Origin of the sequence: Pelodictyon luteolum DSM 273, from assembly GCF_000012485.1 — a bacterium.
Lineage (GTDB): Bacteria > Bacteroidota > Chlorobiia > Chlorobiales > Chlorobiaceae > Chlorobium > Chlorobium luteolum.
This window is the reverse complement of the sequence record NC_007512.1, coordinates 918,916-936,565: the sequence shown is the minus strand read 5'-3', so window position 1 is coordinate 936,565 and position 17,650 is coordinate 918,916. Positions and strand designations below refer to the sequence as shown.

The window sequence follows — 17,650 nt, the reverse complement described above, 5'->3', positions numbered from 1 at the left end:
AAAGATTGTACTGACTGACAAAAGGGTAAAGGGCTCATTGGCCGGAGGGCCGACATGCCGACGGAGAGAATGGTGCCGGGTCCATGGTAATCCGTGCATGGAATGCGTCGGCATGCAGGAGTGTACCGGGCCTCCCGTACCCTGCATGCCGACGCGCCCGCCCTTGTCCTTTTGGCGGTCCTGTTGCGCTGGAGGATAGCGGTGAAACCGCTGCAGGGTTCAGGGGTGCATGCGCCATTGCCATTGATGACAGGCAGCAGAAGCGGATTGATCGTGATATCCATATGTAACGAAGTTCAGTATGACGATTCAGTGCAAAAAAATACCGTCCCGCCTGCGCTTACTGGTTACTGCCGGATGCGCTGATGCGCTCTCCGTGTTCTATGTACTTATTGACTGAAGGCGAGAATTCGACTGCTGCCGGCGCATGAAACTGAGGAGGAATACCTGGCATGCGGTGCATGAGCCCGCCCTTGCCATGCTTTTCGGCTGTATTCCCCAGATGCATTCTCAACAACACTTTTTATGCTCGATTTTCGGAGCTTTTTACATGGATTTACGACCAGATCCATTAAGTGCTGTCCACATAAATAATTAGACAATTATATTATCTACCCAAAATCAATAATGTTACGCCAGAAGCTGGAAGCGAAAACTCCGCGTCACGAAGCGATGACGTATCCGGGAGTCATGGCGGCTAAAATGTTTTTTACGATGAGGATAGCGTCTGATGGCTCCGGCCGCCATCTTGCCGGTCCCTCTGCAAAAGAAAAACGCAAGCCAAAGAGGCTTACACCACTTCTTTACGCCGTCCCGGTCTCAATCGGCTGATATTTATCCATGAAAGGAGGTGTGGTACGCGTCGAAGTCGAGCCTCTGAACGACGGGGAGTCATTGACGAAGCAGAGCCTCCGGGGGGGGGGTGCGGAAAAGAGCCGATCCCGACTGGATCCGGCAATGATTCCGATCTCCCGGAAGCATATGCAGGAAGGAACCGCTGCATGCATGTGAGCCGAAAAACATATACTGACGGACACTAGTGTCCGGTTATTAAAAGGATAAACCCCCGTAAAAGCATATAAGAAAATAGAATATGGCGTTTTTTAGTCATTACCGACTTGAAATCGCCAGCTATCTTCGATCATTCCATAATCCGTCAACAAGGAATGATCGATGTACACAGGAAAAACGGTCTTTGCTCAGCTGCTTGAGCACCTACCGCAGCATCAGTTTCGTCAGTGCGTCAAGCGATACCAGGGAAATCACAAGGTTCGCTCGTTCAGCTGTCTTTATTCGATTTATAACCGGACACTAGTGACTGACGGATACGAAATCCGTTCCGGAAGCCGCCGGGGCTTTTTTTATGCCATGCATCGGCTGGGTCATGCTGCCAGCAGAGTACTGCAAAGCCAACCCCGACATTAGCTCCGACACTCAGCAAACAGGAACAGTGATGAATACTCTGTAAATGGCTGTGCCGGCACAGTCCCGGTGCCCTGATTGGTAAACAAAACGATTTGGCGCTTTACGAGGAGTCAGACATCCTTCAGGCAGGGATGCATAGTTGCAGAGGTTACTCTTGAGGCATTCAAGAGCCTGGAGATCAGCAATCATACCGAGCAGTTCATCATAGCGGAACTTCGCCGCTCGAAAGCCCTCACCCTCTCACTTGTCGCAGAAGCTGATGGCCGGGTGATCGGCCATATCGCCTTTTCTCCCCTGGGAATCTCAGAGGGCACCCCCAGCTGGTATGGACTGGGACCCGTTTCGGTGCTGCCGGAATACCAGCGGCAGGGTATAGGAAAAGCCCTCATAACAGAGGGCCTGGAGAAGGCTGAAGGCCATGCATGCCGAAGGGTGCTGCCTTGTCGGGCATCCCGGGTACTACCGTCCGTTCGGATTCGTCAACACGCCAAAGCTCAGCCTTCGGGGTGCGCCGCAGGAAGCCTTTTTTACGCTTTCATTTGATGGACATGTCCCGGAGAAGCCTCATTCTCCATGAGGTCTTCATTGCGGATCATTGACATGCGCTAACCCTCAGCTCCCTTACTGCACTCCCGGGGTACACGGCAGGCAATGGTGAGACCAAAAGAGAAAAGCAGGGACGCCTGAGACCAATGGATGCTCCCCTTCAGAAGCCCCTCATAAACATCCTGTACTGCCTTGCGCCGGGTAACGGGGATCAACACCGATGGGATTGCAGGGAACTGCGCGGGATCAGTCATGTTCACCCCGCCCGTTATGCTCCGGAATCGAGTCCCGGGAAGGCTCGAGCTCCATCATGGCCATGTCGACAGATGGTGGTTCGGGGATGTTCATCAGGATCGATCCCCTCATCTTTGCCCCTGCGTTGACGTTCAGGGTTCCGATGACCAGGTCGCCGAAGATGTTGCCGGTCGAGGAAACCAGAAACTCCCCTGAGACCTCTGCATTCCCCCTGAAGGTACCCGCAACCTCCATACCTGTCGCCTTGACATTGCCTTCGACGATCCCCGACTCCCCGATGAACACACTTGATGAAGACAGAATATCGCCGATGATCCTGCCGTATACCTTCAGCTCTCCATCAAGGGTGATGTTTCCCTTCAGTACGGCCCCCTGTGCAAGAATGTTCATGGATGAATCGTTGTCGTTGTGCAGAATATCCGCGGTGAATTCATCCTTCCCGATATCCTCCACGGATGGAATGTCAAAATCAAAGTCATCCCCGAGCCCGTCCGTCTCCCCCGGCCTGTCCCGAGGTGGAGCTTTTTCATGCGGTTTCCTGTTCGAAGAAAAGAAATTGTTCAGCACCGGTGCAGTCGTTTAGGGTTGCCGGGGAAAACAGATGCTTTATTGCATGATCACACTTTCTTACGCAACTCCCGTACCAACACCTCTGAAACTGACGGCAAGGAAACACGGCAGATGAAATGGAGCAAACGATACGCTCCATTCTGACACAGGACGGTACCATTACGGCGCACCTGTGCGGACCTGAAGGACCGGGGGGGGCGCTCCACCAGGAAGGATATGTTCCTTAAAGGGTTGCGCCCGGGGGCCGCTTGAGGCTTATTCGAAAGGCGTGGGGCGGGGCGTGCTGTCGCTGGAGGGAGGAAGCAGCGGCAGCATGATTTCCGGCTGCTTGCCGGTGAGGGTTTTAAGGAAGGCGACGATTTTCCGGTTGTCGCTTTCGCTGTAGGTTCTGCCGAGCTGGATGCGGCCCATCACTTCAACGGCTTCCGTGAGGGTTTCAGCTTCGCCGTCGTGGAAGTATGGATAAGTCAATTCCACATTGCGCAGGGTCGGGACCTTGAAGTTGAACCGGTCGGCATCCCTGCCGGTAACGGCGGAGCGTCCTTCTGCCGGGCTTTTTGCCGAATAGGGCTCGATAACACCCATCTTCTGGTAGGAGTTGCCGCCAAAGAGCGGGCCGTTATGGCATGCCGTACAGCCGCTCGACTTGAAAAGCTGATACCCCTCGAGCTCCTCGGCTGAGAGAGCCCTGTCGTCGCCCTTGAGCCAGAAGTCGAAGCGGGAGCCGGGCGTAACGAGCGTTTCCTCGAAGGCCGCAATGGCCTTTGTGACCTTCTTGATATCAATACCCTCCGCACCGAACACCTCCCTGAACTCATCGACATAGGCTGGTATGGAGAGAAGCATGTCGACAGCCAGCTTGTGGGTGAAAGCCATTTCACCGGGGTTGGCAATCGGGCCGCCGGCCTGCTCCTGCAGGTCTTTGGCACGGCCGTCCCAGAACTGTGCGAGGTTCATGCTCGAGTTGAGCACGGTGGGTGCATTGATCGGCCCTTTCGACCAGTTATGGCCGATGGAGCTCTTCAGGTTGTCGCTGCCGCCCATGCTGAGGTTGTGGCAGGAATTGCAGGAAATGAACCCGGACTTCGAGAGACGCGGATCGAAATAGAGCTTCCTGCCAAGCTCTACGAGTTCAGGGTCATCGACCCTGGCTGCAGCCACAGGGGCAACCGGTTCGCTGCGGAGGGAGGAAGACCGGGGGGTCTGTCCCCCCTCGGAGCAGGCTGCGAGGACTGAAAAAGCCGCTGCCGCAAACAACCGTGACGTTGCGTTCATGGTGATGTGCTTCTTGAGTTTTTTCAAATTCATGAGCGCGCCGGCAGCAACACGCATGCCGGAAAGCCCGGGCATGGACGCCCTGGGCCGGATCATGAAAACAAAAAAAAGGGCGGACTGCGCGCTGCAGGCCGCTAACCGCCGATGGCGCGCTTCACTCCCCCTCCTCTCCCGGTGTCCGGACGTGCTGGACGACACGTTCAGCGGGTTCCGGACGTCCTTTCTGCTTCGCGGTGGCGTCCATGACCTGCTTGAGCATCGAGTCAGCGGCATAGAGCCCTGCGCCGCCGACCAGAAGCCCTGCAACTCCGTGCAGGACGAACGGCATGGCGAGCGGCGAAAAAAGCAGGGCGCCTCCGGCTGCTCCTGCGGCTTCTTTCAACATGATGGATTCCCTCCAGTTATCGGTTGCTCATGAAACTGCGGCACCACAATACTTTAATATACAAAGTACGGATCATATACAGGAGAAAATGCAGGGAAACAGAACCCGGGCGGCGGCCCTGCCGCCCGCTGTCGGGAAGGTCTCAGTACTCTTCGATATAGTACTCACCCGGTGCATCGGGATGGTGGCGGCTGTAGCCGAACCCTTCGAGCCACTGCGATATCCGGACGACCATGTCGGGCTTGCCGGAAATGAAGAAGTGGGTCCACTCCGGATCAGGGGTGATGTTGAAGCCGTTCTGGAGAAAATCGTTTTCAAGCAGCTCTTCTATCGAAGCCCGCTGACCGAGCCATCTGCTGTCGGGGTCGGTGAGGGTGGGGACATAGAAAAAGTTCGGGTAGGTTTTCTCAAGGAAGGCCAGTTCGCTGAAGTATCCGAGGTCCTCCAGATGCGCCGCACCCTGAATGACGATCATCTTGCTTTCAGGGCGCTCGGCAATATGCGTGCGGAGAAAACTGATGTAGGGGGCGATGCCTGTTCCGGTAGCGATCATGATGATATCGCTCCCGTCGGGTGTGTCGTTGAGGAGAAACGATCCCTTGATGCTCTCTCCGACGTGCAGGCGGTCAGCCGGCTGAAGGTTGAAGAGGCGCGGGGAGAGCTCGCCGGATTTCACCTGCGAGATGAAGAACTCGAACTGTGAAGTCTGGGTTGAGAGCGATGCGATGGCGTAAGGACGGTGGATGAGGTGGTCGTCGGCGACCGGAGGGTATTCCGGGAGGGAATTCGATGAGCGCGGTGCTCTGCCGTAGAGCCCGAGCAGGAGGTACTGGCCGGCTTCGGCTCCGTTTCGCGGGGTATCGGTCACAAGCGCCAGCATCATGATGTCGGGCGTTACCATGACTTTCCTGCTTACCGTCGCGTTGTATTCCACCTGAGTCATCACCGATTCCTTCTGATTATTACTGTAAAGATGTAGGGGAGGGCTTATCGTCCGACCCCGGGGGCCCTCATACCAAACACTCTCCCTCTAAAGAACATCGTAACGGGCAAATGCGTTCACCCCGGCACACCCCCTTCAGCGCCACCCGCCACCGAGTGCACGGTACAGCTCGGCCATTGCCGACAGGTGCCGGCGCCGGATGTCGGCCAGCTCAAGCTCGGCCTGCAGGGCGCTCTCTTCGGCCTGCATCACTTCGAGATAGGTCGCAAGGCCGCTTTTGAAGAGCATGGAGGCATTGGATACGGCCGTCTCGAGCGAAGCGGCACGGCGGGCGGCGATCGTTTCCCCTTCCTGGATCTTGCGGAGCGCAACAAGCGCGTCGGACACCTCCCCGACTGCCCGGAGCACCGACTGGCGGAACGCCAGCTCGGCCTGGAGGTTGCGGATTTTTGCCTGACGGAGCAGAGCCTGCAGTTTCCCCTGCTGGAAGACAGGCTGCAGCACCGCACCGCCTACAAGCCCGAACAGCGAGCCGGGTGTAGTGAACCAGTCGGATGCCCGGAGTGCGTTGAGGCCGCCTTCGGCGGTGAGGGTTATGGAGGGGTATAGCGAAGAGCGTGCCGCCTCGACATCCTGATAGGCGGCACGAAGCGCCATTTCAGCCCCCTTCACATCGGGGCGGTTCTCAAGCAGGGCGGCAGGAACGCCTGCGGGGAGGTCATCCCGGATGGCGGTCCTGAAGAGTGGCTCACCCCGGCGGACTGAAGCCGGCATGGTACCACAGAGGATGCTGAGGGCGTTTTCAGCGGCAGCGACCTGCCGCTCGAGTTCCGGAACCCTGAGGGCGATGCTCTGGCGTGCGGCATCCTGCTGCTGTACAGCAAGAGAGGTGACGAGGCCGGCATCGTATTGCAGGCGGATCATGGTGAGGGTGGTGTCGGCAAGGGCGAGGTTGCGGCGGGACGATTCCAGCTGGGCATCGAAAAGAAGCAGCGAGTAGTAGGTATCGGCCACGTCGGCGACGAGCCGCGTACGGACAGCCCTGGCGGCTTCGGCGGTTTTGAGGTAGGAAGCAAGGGCCGACTTCCTGCGGCTGCGGATCCTGCCCCAGATGTCGACCTCCCATGAAGCACGGCCGGAGGCAGTAAAGGCCTCGACGGTCTTGTCGCCGGATGTCACGGCGTTGAGGCCGTTGTCGGAGGGGCGCGAGGAAGATGCGGACACGCCGAGGCTTACCTCGGGCAGAACACCGAGGCGTGCGGAATTGAGGGTCTGGCGGGCATAATCGATGTTTTTCAAGGCAACCTGCAGGTCAAGGTTCCCCTCGACTGCACGGTCGACGAGTCCAACCAGCGTGGAGTCCCTGAAAAACCGGTTGTATGGCAGGAGAGCTACGGATGTATCTGCCATTGAAGCCGCACTGCCGTCCCCCCTGTATGCTGCCGGAAGGGCGGCATCGGGGCGGTGGAATCTGCCGCTGGCGCCGCAGCCGCCGAGAAGCAGCGTTGTAAGGAGGAGGATCGTTGCCGCACTCCCCTGAAGCCTTAGGTGCAGTCTGCTCTTCATGCTTCATCCTCCTTTATTAGGGTGCCCTCCCGGGCCAATACCGAGTCAAGCTGTTCCCCTGCTTCGACAATGACGGCGGCCGGGCCCGTCAGGCGCTCCTGCAGGTGCTGGAACACCACGAAGAGCACCGGCACGACGAGAATGCCGAGCACCATGCCGACAAACATGCCGCCGATGGCCGCCGCCCCGATGGAGTGGTTGCCGGCAGCTGCAGGGCCGGTGACGAAGAGCAGCGGCAGGAGGCCGGCGACGAACGCCAGGGAGGTCATGAGAATGGGGCGGAGCCGGGCCTTGGCGCCCTCTATGGCCGCCCGGCCGAGCGACATGCCCGCAATCCTGCGCTGCATGGCGAACTCGACGATGAGGATGGCGTTTTTGGCCAGAAGCCCTATCAGCATGATGATGGCCACCTGCACGTAGACGTTGTTCTCGATGCCGGCCGCCCTGATGCCGATAAACACGCCGAGAAGCCCGGTCGGTATGGAGAGCATGACGGCGAGCGGCAGGAGATAGCTTTCGTAGAGGGCGGAAAGCAGGAAGTAGACGAAAATGACGGAGAGCAGGAAGATGGCCATCTGTCCCCCGCTCGACTCCAGCTCCTCACGGCTCTGTCCTTTCCAGTCGTAGGTGAACCCGGTCGGCAGCGTTGCGGCCGATACCTCCCCGATGGCCGCGATGGCCTGGCCGGTGCTGTAGCCGGGACTCACGACGGCGTTGATGGGGATGGCGTTGAAGAGGTTGAAATGGTCGACCGATTCAGGGCCGTAGACCCGTTTGAGGGTAATGAGGGAGCTGACCGGCACCATACTGCCGGAACTGCTTTTCACGAAGATGCCGCTGAGTGACTGAGGGTCGCGCCGGGCGTCCGGCTCGGCCTGCATGACCACCCGGTAGTACTTGCCGAACCGGTTGAAGTCGGAGGCCTGCATGCTGCCGTAGTATGCCTGCATCACCCGCAGCAGATCGCTGACTTCGACCCCGATGCGCTTGGCCCGCGCCGCATCCACTTCGAGCGAGTACTGGGGATAGGATGCGTTGAAGGTGGTGAAGGCAAACGCGATCTCCGGGCGCTGCATGAGGCTGCCGATGAAGCTTTCAGTGATGCCGCTGAATTTCTGGAGGCTGCCGCCGCTGCGGTCCTGCAGGACGAACTCCAGGCCGCCGACCGTGCTGAAGCCTGGAACGGTTGGCATGGAGAGGGCAAAGAACGAGCCCTCCTTGATGGAGTACAAACTGCCGGTGATGGTGCCGATGACACTCTTGATGTCCCCGCCGGGTCCGCGTAGATGGAGATCCTTCAGCTGCATGAAAATGAGGCCGGCGGAGGGTGACGAGCTGCGCGAAAGAATGTTGATGCCGGCCACCGAGATGACCCGTTCGACTGCCGGCATGGAGCGGAGCATCACTGCGGCTCGGTCCATGACCGCCTCTGTACGCTCAAGCGAAGCGCCGGCGGGCATCGAGACGGAAACGATCACAAACCCGTTGTCCTCTTCAGGGATGAATCCGGTCGGTGTGGTTTTGAACATCCATAAAGAGAGCACGGTGATGAGGCCGAGTGCTGAGAGCGCGACGCTTTTTCTGCGCAGAAGCAGGAGAAGCAGGCCGAGGTACCGCCGCTTGAGGGCATTGAAGCCGCTGTTGAATCCGGTAAAGAAACGGCGCTGGAAGGCGCTGAAGCGGTGGCCTTTTCCCTCCTCTTTGCCGGTACTGTGCAGTCCGCCGAGGAACAGGGCGCAGAGGGCGGGGCTGAGGGTCAGGGCGTTGAGTGCGGAGATCAAAATGGCGATGGCGAGCGTGAAGGCGAACTGGCGGTAGAAAACGCCGGTCGATCCCTCCATGAAACCCACCGGAAGGAAAACGGAGGCCATGACGAGGGTGATGGTGACGATGGCCGTGGTGATTTCACGCATGGCCGACACCGTCGCTGCCGTTGCCGGCCAGTGTGTCTTCTCCATTTTGGCGTGCACGGCCTCAACGACCACGATGGCGTCGTCGACGACGATGCCGATGGCGAGCACGAGGCCGAACAGGGTGAGGACGTTGATGGAGAACCCGAACAGGTTCATGAAGAAGAACGTGCCGAGAATGGCCACCGGCACGGCAATGGCCGGAATGAGGGTCGAGCGGAAGTCCTGAAGGAAAAGGAACACGACGAGGAAGACGAGGAGGAATGCCTCGATGAGGGTGTGCTGGACCTGCTCGATCGACTCATCGACCACCTTTTTGGAACTGAAGGGAATGGAGACGGAAAGTCCCTCGGGCAACGAGTGTGAGGCTTTTTTGAGAACTTCGCGAAGGCGGGTCTCGACCTCGTTGGCGTTGGAACCCGGAGCCTGGTAGACCGCAAGCACAATGCCCGCATCTCCGTTGGCCTTTACCCTGACCCCGTAGCTGTATGCGCCGAACTCCACGCGGGCCAGGTCCCCGAGCCGGAGGATGGAACCATCGGGATTGGCCCTCACGACGATATGCTCAAACTCCCCGGGGTAGGCGAACTTGCCGGGGTATTTGATGGTGTACTGCATCGACGTCCCTCCGCTCTCACCGAACGAACCGGGAGCGGCCTCAAGGTTCTGGCTCCTGACTGCAGCCATGACCTCATCCGGGTTCACCCCGTAAGCCGCCATCTTTTCAGGACGCAGCCAGAGGCGCATGGAGTAGTCCATGTTCCCGTACACCGACACCTGCCCCACACCCGGCACACGGGCAAGGTCGTCGACGATGTTGATCTTCGCATAGTTCTGCAGAAAAGTCTGGTCGTATTCCTCACGGCTGCTCGAGAGGTTCACGAGCATGATCTGGCTGTTCTGGCGCTTGATGGTCGACACGCCGATCTCGTTCACCTCGGCCGGCAGGCGGCTTGTGGCCTGCGCCACACGGTTCTGCACGTTGACTGCGGCCTGGTCGGCGTTGGTCCCCTGCTTGAAGAACACATTGATGGAGAGTGAACCGTCGTTGGCCGAGGTCGAGGTCATGTAGGTCATGTTCTCGACGCCGTTGATGGCCTCCTCAAGGGGGGGGGCGACGGAGCGGCCGACAGTTTCGGCGCTGGCGCCGGGGTAACTGGCAGTCACCGTGACGCTCGGCGGAGCGATGTCAGGGAAGCGGGTTACGGAGAGCTGCACCATTCCGACGAGACCGAGGATGACGAGGATCACCGAAATGACCGTGGCCAGAACCGGCCGTGTTATGAAGCGTTCAAACATGAGCGGAAGCTATGGATGCGGTCATTAGGGTTTCTCTTTCGATACGGCGGGAGCCGGGGCGGCGGGTTTGACGGGGGTGCCGTCCGGGAGGCGCTCGTAGCCGGCCGTGACGATCCGGTCCCCCGCACGCACTCCCGAGCTCACCACATAGTCGCTTCCGCTTAAGGCCTCGACCTTTATCGGCCGGCGCTTGAGTTTTCCCTCTTTGTCGAGCAGTGCGACAAGGATCTTGTCCTGCAGTTCGACGGTGGCAGCCACTGGAACGAGGATCACGTCATGGTAGATGGAGGGAACGACGACACGGCCGGTATTGCCTGAACGGAGCAGGCCGTCGGGGTTGGGGAATGAGGCCATGAGGCGGATGGAGCCGGTTTCAGCATCGAAGAGGCCGCTGAGGGTTTCGAGGCGGCCCTTTTCAGCAAACCCGCTGCCGTCCGACAGCTGCAGCTGCACCTCCGGCACGGCCCGGAGCTTCTCCCGGATGGTATGTCCGGGGTAGGCGTTGCGGAAACGAAGGAAGTCCGATTCGCTCATGCTGAAATACGCGTGTACCCGGCTGTTGTCGCTGATGATGGTCAGCCGCTCCGTCTGGTTCCTCGAAACAAGGCTTCCGATACGGAACGGTATCATGCCCACGTAGCCGCTGACGGGAGAGCGGAGGACACTGTAGCCGAGGTCGATCCGTGCCGCCTCCCTGGCTGCATCGGCCGCACGGAATTTCGCGCGTGCGGCGTCAAGCTGCACCCCGGAAACCACCTTGTGCTCCACCAGCGGAAGCAGGCGGTCCACATCGATTTTTGCGGCGTCACGGGCTGCCGCAGCAGCCATGTACGCCTGGCGGTAGCTACGGTCATCAATGGTGAAGAGCGGCTGGCCCGCCTTGACGAACGAGCCCTCCCCGACATGGATCTTCTCCAGGGTGCCGTCGATCCTCGGACGGATTTCAACGTTGACCCGGCCCTCAAGAACGGCGGGATAGGCGCTTTCGACCCTTGCGTCGGAAGGCTTGAGGGTCAGGACGGGCAGCTCCGCAATACCCGGTCCGCCACCCTTCTGGCCGCAGCCCGAAAAGAGCAGCACAAAGCCGAGAAGAGCCGGAGCCACTGAACGTCCGGGGAAGAATCTCATAGTGTTGTTCATATACCCTGTAATTCATTGATAGCATTGCAGTTGCATTGCCCGTCTCATCGGGCCGTCAGATGGGCCCTCACACAGCCCGCCACATCATGATCCTCCAGCATCTTTCGGCATGGCACCGCCGGGACCCGAGGCCATGGTCCTCCGGAAGTCCGCCGGCATCATGCCGGCCTGCGCCTTGAAGAACCTGCTGAAGTAGGCCTGGTCGCTGAAGCCCAGTTCAAAGGCGATCTCCTTGAAACTCTTCCTCCCGTAGGCAACCTCCCTTTTTGCTTCAAGGATCAGCCGCCGGTGCAGGATCCGGGTAAGGGTCGTGCCGAAGCGTTCGTTGAGGATCTCGTTCAGGCGTTTCGGGGTGATACCGAGCGCAGAAGCGTAAAAATCCGAGCGGCGCTCGCTGCGGAAACTACCGTCAACGAGAGCAAAAAGTTTACCCATGCGCTCCCCTGCCTTTGTCAGGACGAATGACGCCTCGCTGTGCATGCGTGCAATATGGCGCAAAAATGCTTCAACATACGACAGAAGAATGAAAAAATCTTTCTTTCCTCCGGATTCCAGTACCATCAGTTCGGCAAGCTGGCGGAGAACGCCGGCCTCGTCGCTCCCGGACGGGATGCCCCGGTTCATGAACGGGTTGAACATGAGCCTGAGCCGGGGGTTCTGGATGCTGCTGAACAGGTCAAGTGAAAAAACGATGGCGTAGCCGCTACCGGAAAGTCCTTCATAGGCATGCACCTGACCGGGGGCAATCAGGTAGATCAGTCCCGATTCGGCAGGATAGGATTCGAAATCAATGAAATGCGCCGCATCACTGCTGGAGGTGAACCAGAGGATCTTGAAAAAGTCGTGCCGGTGGTTCGGCCGCTTCATCGAAGCATCCAGGTCGGAGAGCCGGACGATTTCAAAGAAACTGTTCTCCAGCCTGCTGACCGGTATGTCATGATCACGCTTCAATGCACTTCCGGAGTTGAAAAGGTTGGTCAATGCATCCAATGCTGTAAACATACCAACAGAAGGCCTCAAAAGCTTTAGACAATCTTCCTCAAGATTTGGACTTTTCAAACCATTCCACAAAAAAAGGCGTAGTGATGACCCGCGGGAGAACAGCACGGGATCAGGCGGTGCGGCGCTGCTCGAGCTCAAGAAGGGTGCTCTTCAGCGCCGCTCCTCCCCGGTAGAGACCGGTCCCGCCGGAGGCCGGCACGACGCGGTGACAGGGGATGAACAGGGGCAGCGGGTTACGGCTGCAGGCCGAGCCTACGGCCCGTGCGGCATGAGGGTGGAGGATGGCTTCAGCAACCCCGGAATAGGTGGACACGGCACCGGGGGGAATACAGAGAAGCGCCTCACGCACACAACGGGCGAACGGGGTCGGTGCCGGTTCCAGGGGAAGGGAAAATGTCCTGATGCTGCCGGCAAGCCAGGCGTCAAGCTGCCGGAACGCTTCCTGCAGGAGATCCGTTCTGCAGAGTGCAGCGTCGGGGTAAGGGAACTGCTGCTGGAAATACAGATTGCATATGGCGCCCCTCCGCTCGGCGATGCCGATGGTGCCGATGAGGGTATGGCGGAAATAGAGGTGCATGGAGCTTCGGGTGTTTGTATAACGTACGGCCATGAAAGGTGAAAACAAAAAGCTCTCGCTTCCGGAAGCCGTTGCAATGGCCGTAGGGAGCATGATCGGTGCGAGCATCTTCACCATCTTCGGCATCGGGGCAGAGATCTCGGGCAGGCACCTGCCTGAAGCCTTCATCCTTTCAGGACTCCTCGCCCTCATGGTGGCCTATTCCTTTGCGACGCTCGGAGGAAAGATCATTTCGAATGCAGGGCCGATCGCCTTCATCCAGAAGGGCTTCGGCGACAATGCGCTCACCGGCTCCCTGGCAGTCCTTCTGTGGCTCAGCTACGTCGTCTCCATCTCGCTCTTCATCAAGGGATTCGCCGGCTACCTGCTGCCGCTTCTGCATATCCCCGCAACCGCCCTCGCCATGGGCGCAGCCGAAGCCGCCGTACTCCTGTTCTTCACCGCCCTCAACTGTTTCGGGAGCAAGACAACCGGGAGGGTTGAATTCGGCATGGTGATCTTCAAGCTCTCTATCCTCTTCATCTTCATCGCGGCGGGGTTCCAGTCAATCAATCCCGAACGCATCTACCCTTCATTCGGCATGCAGGCCACCAAAGAGATCCTCACCGGCTCGATCGTCTTCTTCCTCTCCTACATGGGCTTCGGGCTGATCACCAATGCGTCCGAAAACATCGAAAACCCTGAACGGAATGTCCCGAGAGCCATCTACATCTGCATTTTCCTCGTCATCGTCGTGTATGTACTGGTTGCTGCGGTGGCGATAGGCAATCTCCCTCTTCGGGAACTCATCAGTGCCCGCGACAACGCCCTTGCCATAGCGGCAAAGCCGTTCTTCGGCAGCCGGGGCTTTGTTTTCATCTCCACGGGTGCGCTCATCTCGATTGCCTCCGCACTGAACGCAACCATTTATGGGGGAGCCAACATCGCCTACGCCCTTGCAAAAGAGGGAGAGCTGCCTGTCGTGTTTGAACGAAAAGCATGGTTTGGTTCGAACGAGGGGCTCTCCATAACCGCAGGCCTCGGCCTCCTCTTCGCGCTCCTCTTCGACATGACCGCAATCGCCTCCATCATGAGCTCGGTCTCTACCATCATCTACATCTTCGTTCTCTCTGCCCATTACCGGCTTGCCCCTTACTACGGAGGAAGCCGCCCCCTCATCGCCGCCTTCACCCTTGTGCTCTCTGCCGTCCTGGCAGGACTTCTGGCGTGGCAGCTCAACCAAAGCCCGTCATCGTTCTACGGAACCCTCCTCACCCTCCTCACCGCACTCGCTGCCGGGCACATCCACCGCCACCTGAGGAGCCGGAACTTCAGCGGATGACCGATAAAAGCTGACACCGCACCCTCTTTCCGGACTCCCGGGCCTTTTTTGCTTGATGCCCGGCATGTCGTTGTTTTTCATTTCGTTACAGTGGACTACAACAGAGATACATGAAACATATATCTGTAACCGCATCAATCTGCTTGGTTTACATCATTAAATTAGCGCACCTACATATATTTATATACGATATAGCTTGCGCCGACTCCCGCACTTGTGTACTTTATATATATGACAGATTGATAACCAATGATGTAGCACGATGGCCCTGATGTGTGCAGGCCCGTTGGAGATGATCATCAATAGTACCGGCAGAACAGCGACTCGGAACGTCATGTCATAGAAACTCCTTCAGATAAACGCATTGACCCCCAGCGACATGCGGAAATCACTCAACATACAAGCCTCCGTGCCGCTGTTCCACCCCGGTGGCCCAGCTGTCCTTGACGGCGTTACATCCATTGACACGGTGTCCGTCGAGGACCCCGGCGGTGTTTCAGCGGCAGCCATCGCCCTCTGGAAGCCGCTCGTGCCGGAAGCCCACAGGGCCTCGCCCGCCGGACCGGTCTCATCGAATCAGCCCTCAAGGCCGACCGCAGCCTATATACCCGCTCACAAAACCCGGCACCGCAGGAAACACCTGCACGCCGTCCCTCTGGCCCCATAAGTCCTATACGGCGACAGCCTCTCTACGGTATTGAGGGAAAAAGACCTGCTGCCTGGATTTTTTTGATTGTTGATGCTTTTCAACCTTGCCAAACCAGTCATGGCGAACCGAAACATCTCGAACAGCTTCGTCGACAGCAGACACCCGCCACCATCAGTCGCAAGCCTGTCCTGTGAGGAATCGCCCCGCCCGACACGGCGGGGCGATTAAGACGTCGGCATCAAAAAAAATCAACCATAAACAGTGAGGACACCATGCTGAACAGGCTCTCCCCCATCACATCACAAAAAGGCGTAACCATGATCGAGTACGCCTTGATTGCAGCGCTGGTTGCAGTTGTGGTCATCACAGCTCTTGGTCTTGTCGGAGAGAATCTGACGACCATTTTCACCACCATCTCAGACGCTCTTTCGGGTGCTGCCGGCACCACTGAGTAACAACGATTTTACCCCCTAACCCCTAAAACGGTGAAACTACCGACCCATGCTGCCATCGCTCTCACGCTTGGAGCGATGGCGGCTTTCATCACCGCCCGCTGGATGGGTGTCGTGCAAAGCAGGAGTGAGGTGTCAGGGCCTACGGTCGTCATTGCGGCCCGGGCCATCGACGCAGGCACCGCCATTGCCGAGAATCAACTCAAGGCCGTCCAATGGCCCCGGTCAACCGTTCCAGAGGGTGCGTCCGCCCGGACCGACGATGTGGCGGGCCGGATTGCCCGCGTGTCGATGATTGCCGGAGAGCCGGTTCTGCCCGGCAAACTGGCCCCGACGAATGCCTCCGGCGGCTTGTCATCGATCATCCCGGACGGCAAGCGCGCCATTACCGTTAAAGTGAACGAGGTTATTGCCGTTGCCGGCTTTGCCCTGCCTGGCAGCTATGTGGACATTCTGGTCAGCGGCAGAGATGCTGAGCGACAGCCTTTTTCCCGAACGGTGCTCTCACGCATCAAAGTACTGGCCGTGGCCCAGGAAACCACCGCGGAACCCGACAAACCCAAAGTGGTGAATGCCGTCACCCTTGAGCTTACGCCGCACGAATCCGAAACACTTGATCTTGCACGCAGCATCGGGGTGCTCTCGCTGGTGCTCCGCAACGAACTCGACACAGGCGAAATAAACTCTGCGGGTGTACGTCTGGCCGATATCATACAGGCACAGTCCGCCGGCCGACAGGGCCCTGCAGGCGCTGCACATGCAGCAGCTCCGGCTCAAGGCAGCAAGCCAGATGAAATCCGCGGCACCAGCCGCCAACCTGCCGCCACCCCTTAAACCGCCATGCAGATGAAGATACCCTCCATCATGCGTTCGGGCTGCAGGGCAAGTACCCTTGCCGCACTCCTCGCCGCCACCGCTCCCGCTGCCGGATCGGCCTATGTCCCGCCGTACCGGGTGCCTGTGGGAGAATCGAGGGTCTATCGGCTCCCTCAACCCGTTACGCGGGTGGCGGTCGGCGATCCCGAAGTTGCCGACTATATCATGCTGAACCCTTCGGAGATCTATCTGCTGGGAAAGAAAACAGGCTCGACCAATCTTACCGTATGGGACCGTAAAGGAAAGGTCAGCAGCAGATCGCTCCGGGTGAGCCGCAATGTCGCCCCCATACAGGAGCTGCTGAGGGTCGTGCTTCCCGGGGAGACAGGCATTCAGCTCTACGCCTCGGGCCATGCTTTGGTACTCAGCGGCTCTGCATCTGACGCCATGGCTGCTGACACGGCCTACCGCCTGGTCATTGCATATTCCGGCGGCACGGTGCCGGCGCTCAACCCCGAATCCGCACTGCTGGCCGGAAGTGCCGGAGCATCCGGATCTGTTGGGGCCCCAGGGATCTCCGGCATCCATGACAGTGCTCCTGCCGCACCGTCCGCCCTGCCCGGTGCGGCCGCCAGCCGGTCGCCCGCAGCCCGCGATACGCCCCGCGTGGTCAATCTCCTCAAAATCCGCGATCCGCAGCAGGTCCGGCTCGAAGTCCGCATCGCAGAAGTGTCCCGCTCCCACATTGAAAGCCTGGGCATCGGCTGGACACAGGGACGTGGCAGCACACAGGGAAGCCTCATGACCGGGTTCGTCAGCAACGCCACCCTCGACCTCCTGCTCAAGACCGGCGGCATGCCCGGCAGCACGGAAGGCAACCGCCTCACAGTTGATGCCGAGCAAAAAAAAGGGCTGGTTAAAATCCTTGCCGAGCCTACCATTGTCGCCATGAGCGGAGAGGAGGGGTACTTCCTCGTCGGCGGTAAAGTCTATACCCCCACCCTCGGCACCAACGGATCGGTCGACTACGTTGAACGAACCTACGGGGTAGGGCTGCGATGCACGCCAACCGTGCTGGATTCCGGCCGTATTTCGCTCAAGGTTGCCCCCGAGGTCTCCGAGCCCCTCAAAGAAGCAGTCACTGCAGGCACATCCACCAGCCTGCCGGCATTCAAACTCAGCTACGCGTCCACCACCGTGCAGATGCAGGAGGGTGAGAATCTGGTCATCGGCGGCCTGCTCCGCGACAATCTCACCGAAGTCAAGCGCTCCGTCCCCCTGCTCTCCTCCATTCCCGTTCTCGGATCGCTCTTCCGGCATACCGAGATGAATAAGGAAACGACCGAACTCATGGTCATTGTCCGCCCGACCCTGGTCAAGGCCGGCAACCCGGCGCCGGAGCTCCCCACCGACCGGTTCGTTCCGCCTGCTCCCCTTGAGCTGTTCATAGAAGGAAAGCTGGATGGTTCAGGAGGGGCGAAATGACCACCATGGCCTCCATGAGCATCAAGACAAAAAA

At 58.9% G+C, this 17,650-nt stretch carries 15 protein-coding genes and 1 pseudogene; 7 read left to right on the top strand and 9 right to left on the bottom strand.

Features of this window, described 5'->3' with window-relative positions; genetic code table 11:
• Positions 1 to 1,173: 1,173 nt before the first annotated feature.
• Positions 1,174 to 1,425 (top strand): DUF4372 domain-containing protein, encoded by a 252-nt coding sequence (locus tag PLUT_RS12145; protein WP_420825876.1) that lies wholly within the window; start codon positions 1,174 to 1,176, stop codon positions 1,423 to 1,425.
• 90 nt (positions 1,426 to 1,515) lie between these two features.
• Positions 1,516 to 2,024, top strand: a pseudogene (locus PLUT_RS11435) (GNAT family N-acetyltransferase).
• Positions 2,025 to 2,217: 193 nt separating this feature from the next.
• On the opposite strand, the gene PLUT_RS04265 reads toward PLUT_RS11435, so the two are convergent.
• From PLUT_RS04265 to PLUT_RS04225, 9 genes are all read right to left on the bottom strand, one after another.
• The gene (locus PLUT_RS04265; RefSeq protein ID WP_011357557.1) at positions 2,218 to 2,793 is read right to left on the bottom strand and encodes a bactofilin family protein; all 576 of its coding nucleotides are present in this window, start codon (positions 2,791 to 2,793) and stop codon (positions 2,218 to 2,220) included.
• 258 nt (positions 2,794 to 3,051) lie between these two features.
• On the bottom strand, positions 3,052 to 4,071 hold the full coding sequence (locus PLUT_RS04260) for a cytochrome-c peroxidase (RefSeq protein ID WP_157858219.1): 1,020 nt from the start codon (positions 4,069 to 4,071) through the stop codon (positions 3,052 to 3,054).
• 154 nt (positions 4,072 to 4,225) lie between these two features.
• A complete protein-coding gene (locus PLUT_RS04255) occupies positions 4,226 to 4,456 on the bottom strand; it encodes a hypothetical protein (RefSeq protein WP_011357555.1) in 231 nt (76 codons plus the stop codon).
• Between the two features lie 142 nt (positions 4,457 to 4,598).
• Positions 4,599 to 5,399 (bottom strand): ferredoxin--NADP reductase, encoded by an 801-nt coding sequence (locus tag PLUT_RS04250; RefSeq protein WP_011357554.1) that lies wholly within the window; start codon positions 5,397 to 5,399, stop codon positions 4,599 to 4,601.
• A 135-nt stretch (positions 5,400 to 5,534) separates the two neighbouring features.
• Positions 5,535 to 6,965, bottom strand: coding sequence for an efflux transporter outer membrane subunit (locus tag PLUT_RS04245; protein WP_011357553.1), 1,431 nt, complete (start codon positions 6,963 to 6,965; stop codon positions 5,535 to 5,537).
• Positions 6,962 to 10,174 carry an efflux RND transporter permease subunit gene (locus PLUT_RS04240; protein ID WP_011357552.1) on the bottom strand — a complete coding sequence of 1,071 codons (3,213 nt, stop codon included), beginning with the start codon at positions 10,172 to 10,174 and terminating at the stop codon, positions 6,962 to 6,964. Before PLUT_RS04240 ends, PLUT_RS04245 begins: the two co-directional genes overlap by 4 nt.
• 24 nt (positions 10,175 to 10,198) lie before the next feature.
• Positions 10,199 to 11,302, bottom strand: a complete 1,104-nt coding sequence (locus PLUT_RS04235) for an efflux RND transporter periplasmic adaptor subunit (protein WP_157858137.1) — start codon at positions 11,300 to 11,302, stop codon at positions 10,199 to 10,201.
• Positions 11,303 to 11,398: 96 nt separating this feature from the next.
• A complete protein-coding gene (locus PLUT_RS04230) occupies positions 11,399 to 12,316 on the bottom strand; it encodes a helix-turn-helix domain-containing protein (RefSeq protein ID WP_011357550.1) in 918 nt (305 codons plus the stop codon).
• A 109-nt stretch (positions 12,317 to 12,425) separates the two neighbouring features.
• Positions 12,426 to 12,893: a methylated-DNA--[protein]-cysteine S-methyltransferase gene (locus PLUT_RS04225; RefSeq protein ID WP_041464054.1), complete on the bottom strand. Its 468-nt coding sequence runs from the start codon at positions 12,891 to 12,893 to the stop codon at positions 12,426 to 12,428.
• Positions 12,894 to 12,924: 31 nt separating this feature from the next.
• On the opposite strand from PLUT_RS04225, the gene PLUT_RS04220 reads away from it, so the two are divergent.
• From PLUT_RS04220 to PLUT_RS04200, 5 genes are all read left to right on the top strand, one after another.
• Positions 12,925 to 14,214, top strand: coding sequence for an APC family permease (locus tag PLUT_RS04220; RefSeq protein WP_011357549.1), 1,290 nt, complete (start codon positions 12,925 to 12,927; stop codon positions 14,212 to 14,214).
• Between the two features lie 379 nt (positions 14,215 to 14,593).
• The gene (locus PLUT_RS04215) at positions 14,594 to 14,881 is read left to right on the top strand and encodes a hypothetical protein (protein WP_041463796.1); all 288 of its coding nucleotides are present in this window, start codon (positions 14,594 to 14,596) and stop codon (positions 14,879 to 14,881) included.
• A gap of 254 nt (positions 14,882 to 15,135) precedes the next feature.
• Positions 15,136 to 15,318 carry a Flp family type IVb pilin gene (locus PLUT_RS04210; RefSeq protein ID WP_011357547.1) on the top strand — a complete coding sequence of 61 codons (183 nt, stop codon included), beginning with the start codon at positions 15,136 to 15,138 and terminating at the stop codon, positions 15,316 to 15,318.
• 30 nt (positions 15,319 to 15,348) lie between these two features.
• Positions 15,349 to 16,149 (top strand): Flp pilus assembly protein CpaB, encoded by an 801-nt coding sequence (gene cpaB / locus PLUT_RS04205; RefSeq protein WP_011357546.1) that lies wholly within the window; start codon positions 15,349 to 15,351, stop codon positions 16,147 to 16,149.
• Between the two features lie 6 nt (positions 16,150 to 16,155).
• Positions 16,156 to 17,616 carry a type II and III secretion system protein family protein gene (locus PLUT_RS04200; RefSeq protein ID WP_011357545.1) on the top strand — a complete coding sequence of 487 codons (1,461 nt, stop codon included), beginning with the start codon at positions 16,156 to 16,158 and terminating at the stop codon, positions 17,614 to 17,616.
• Positions 17,617 to 17,650: the final 34 nt, after the last annotated feature.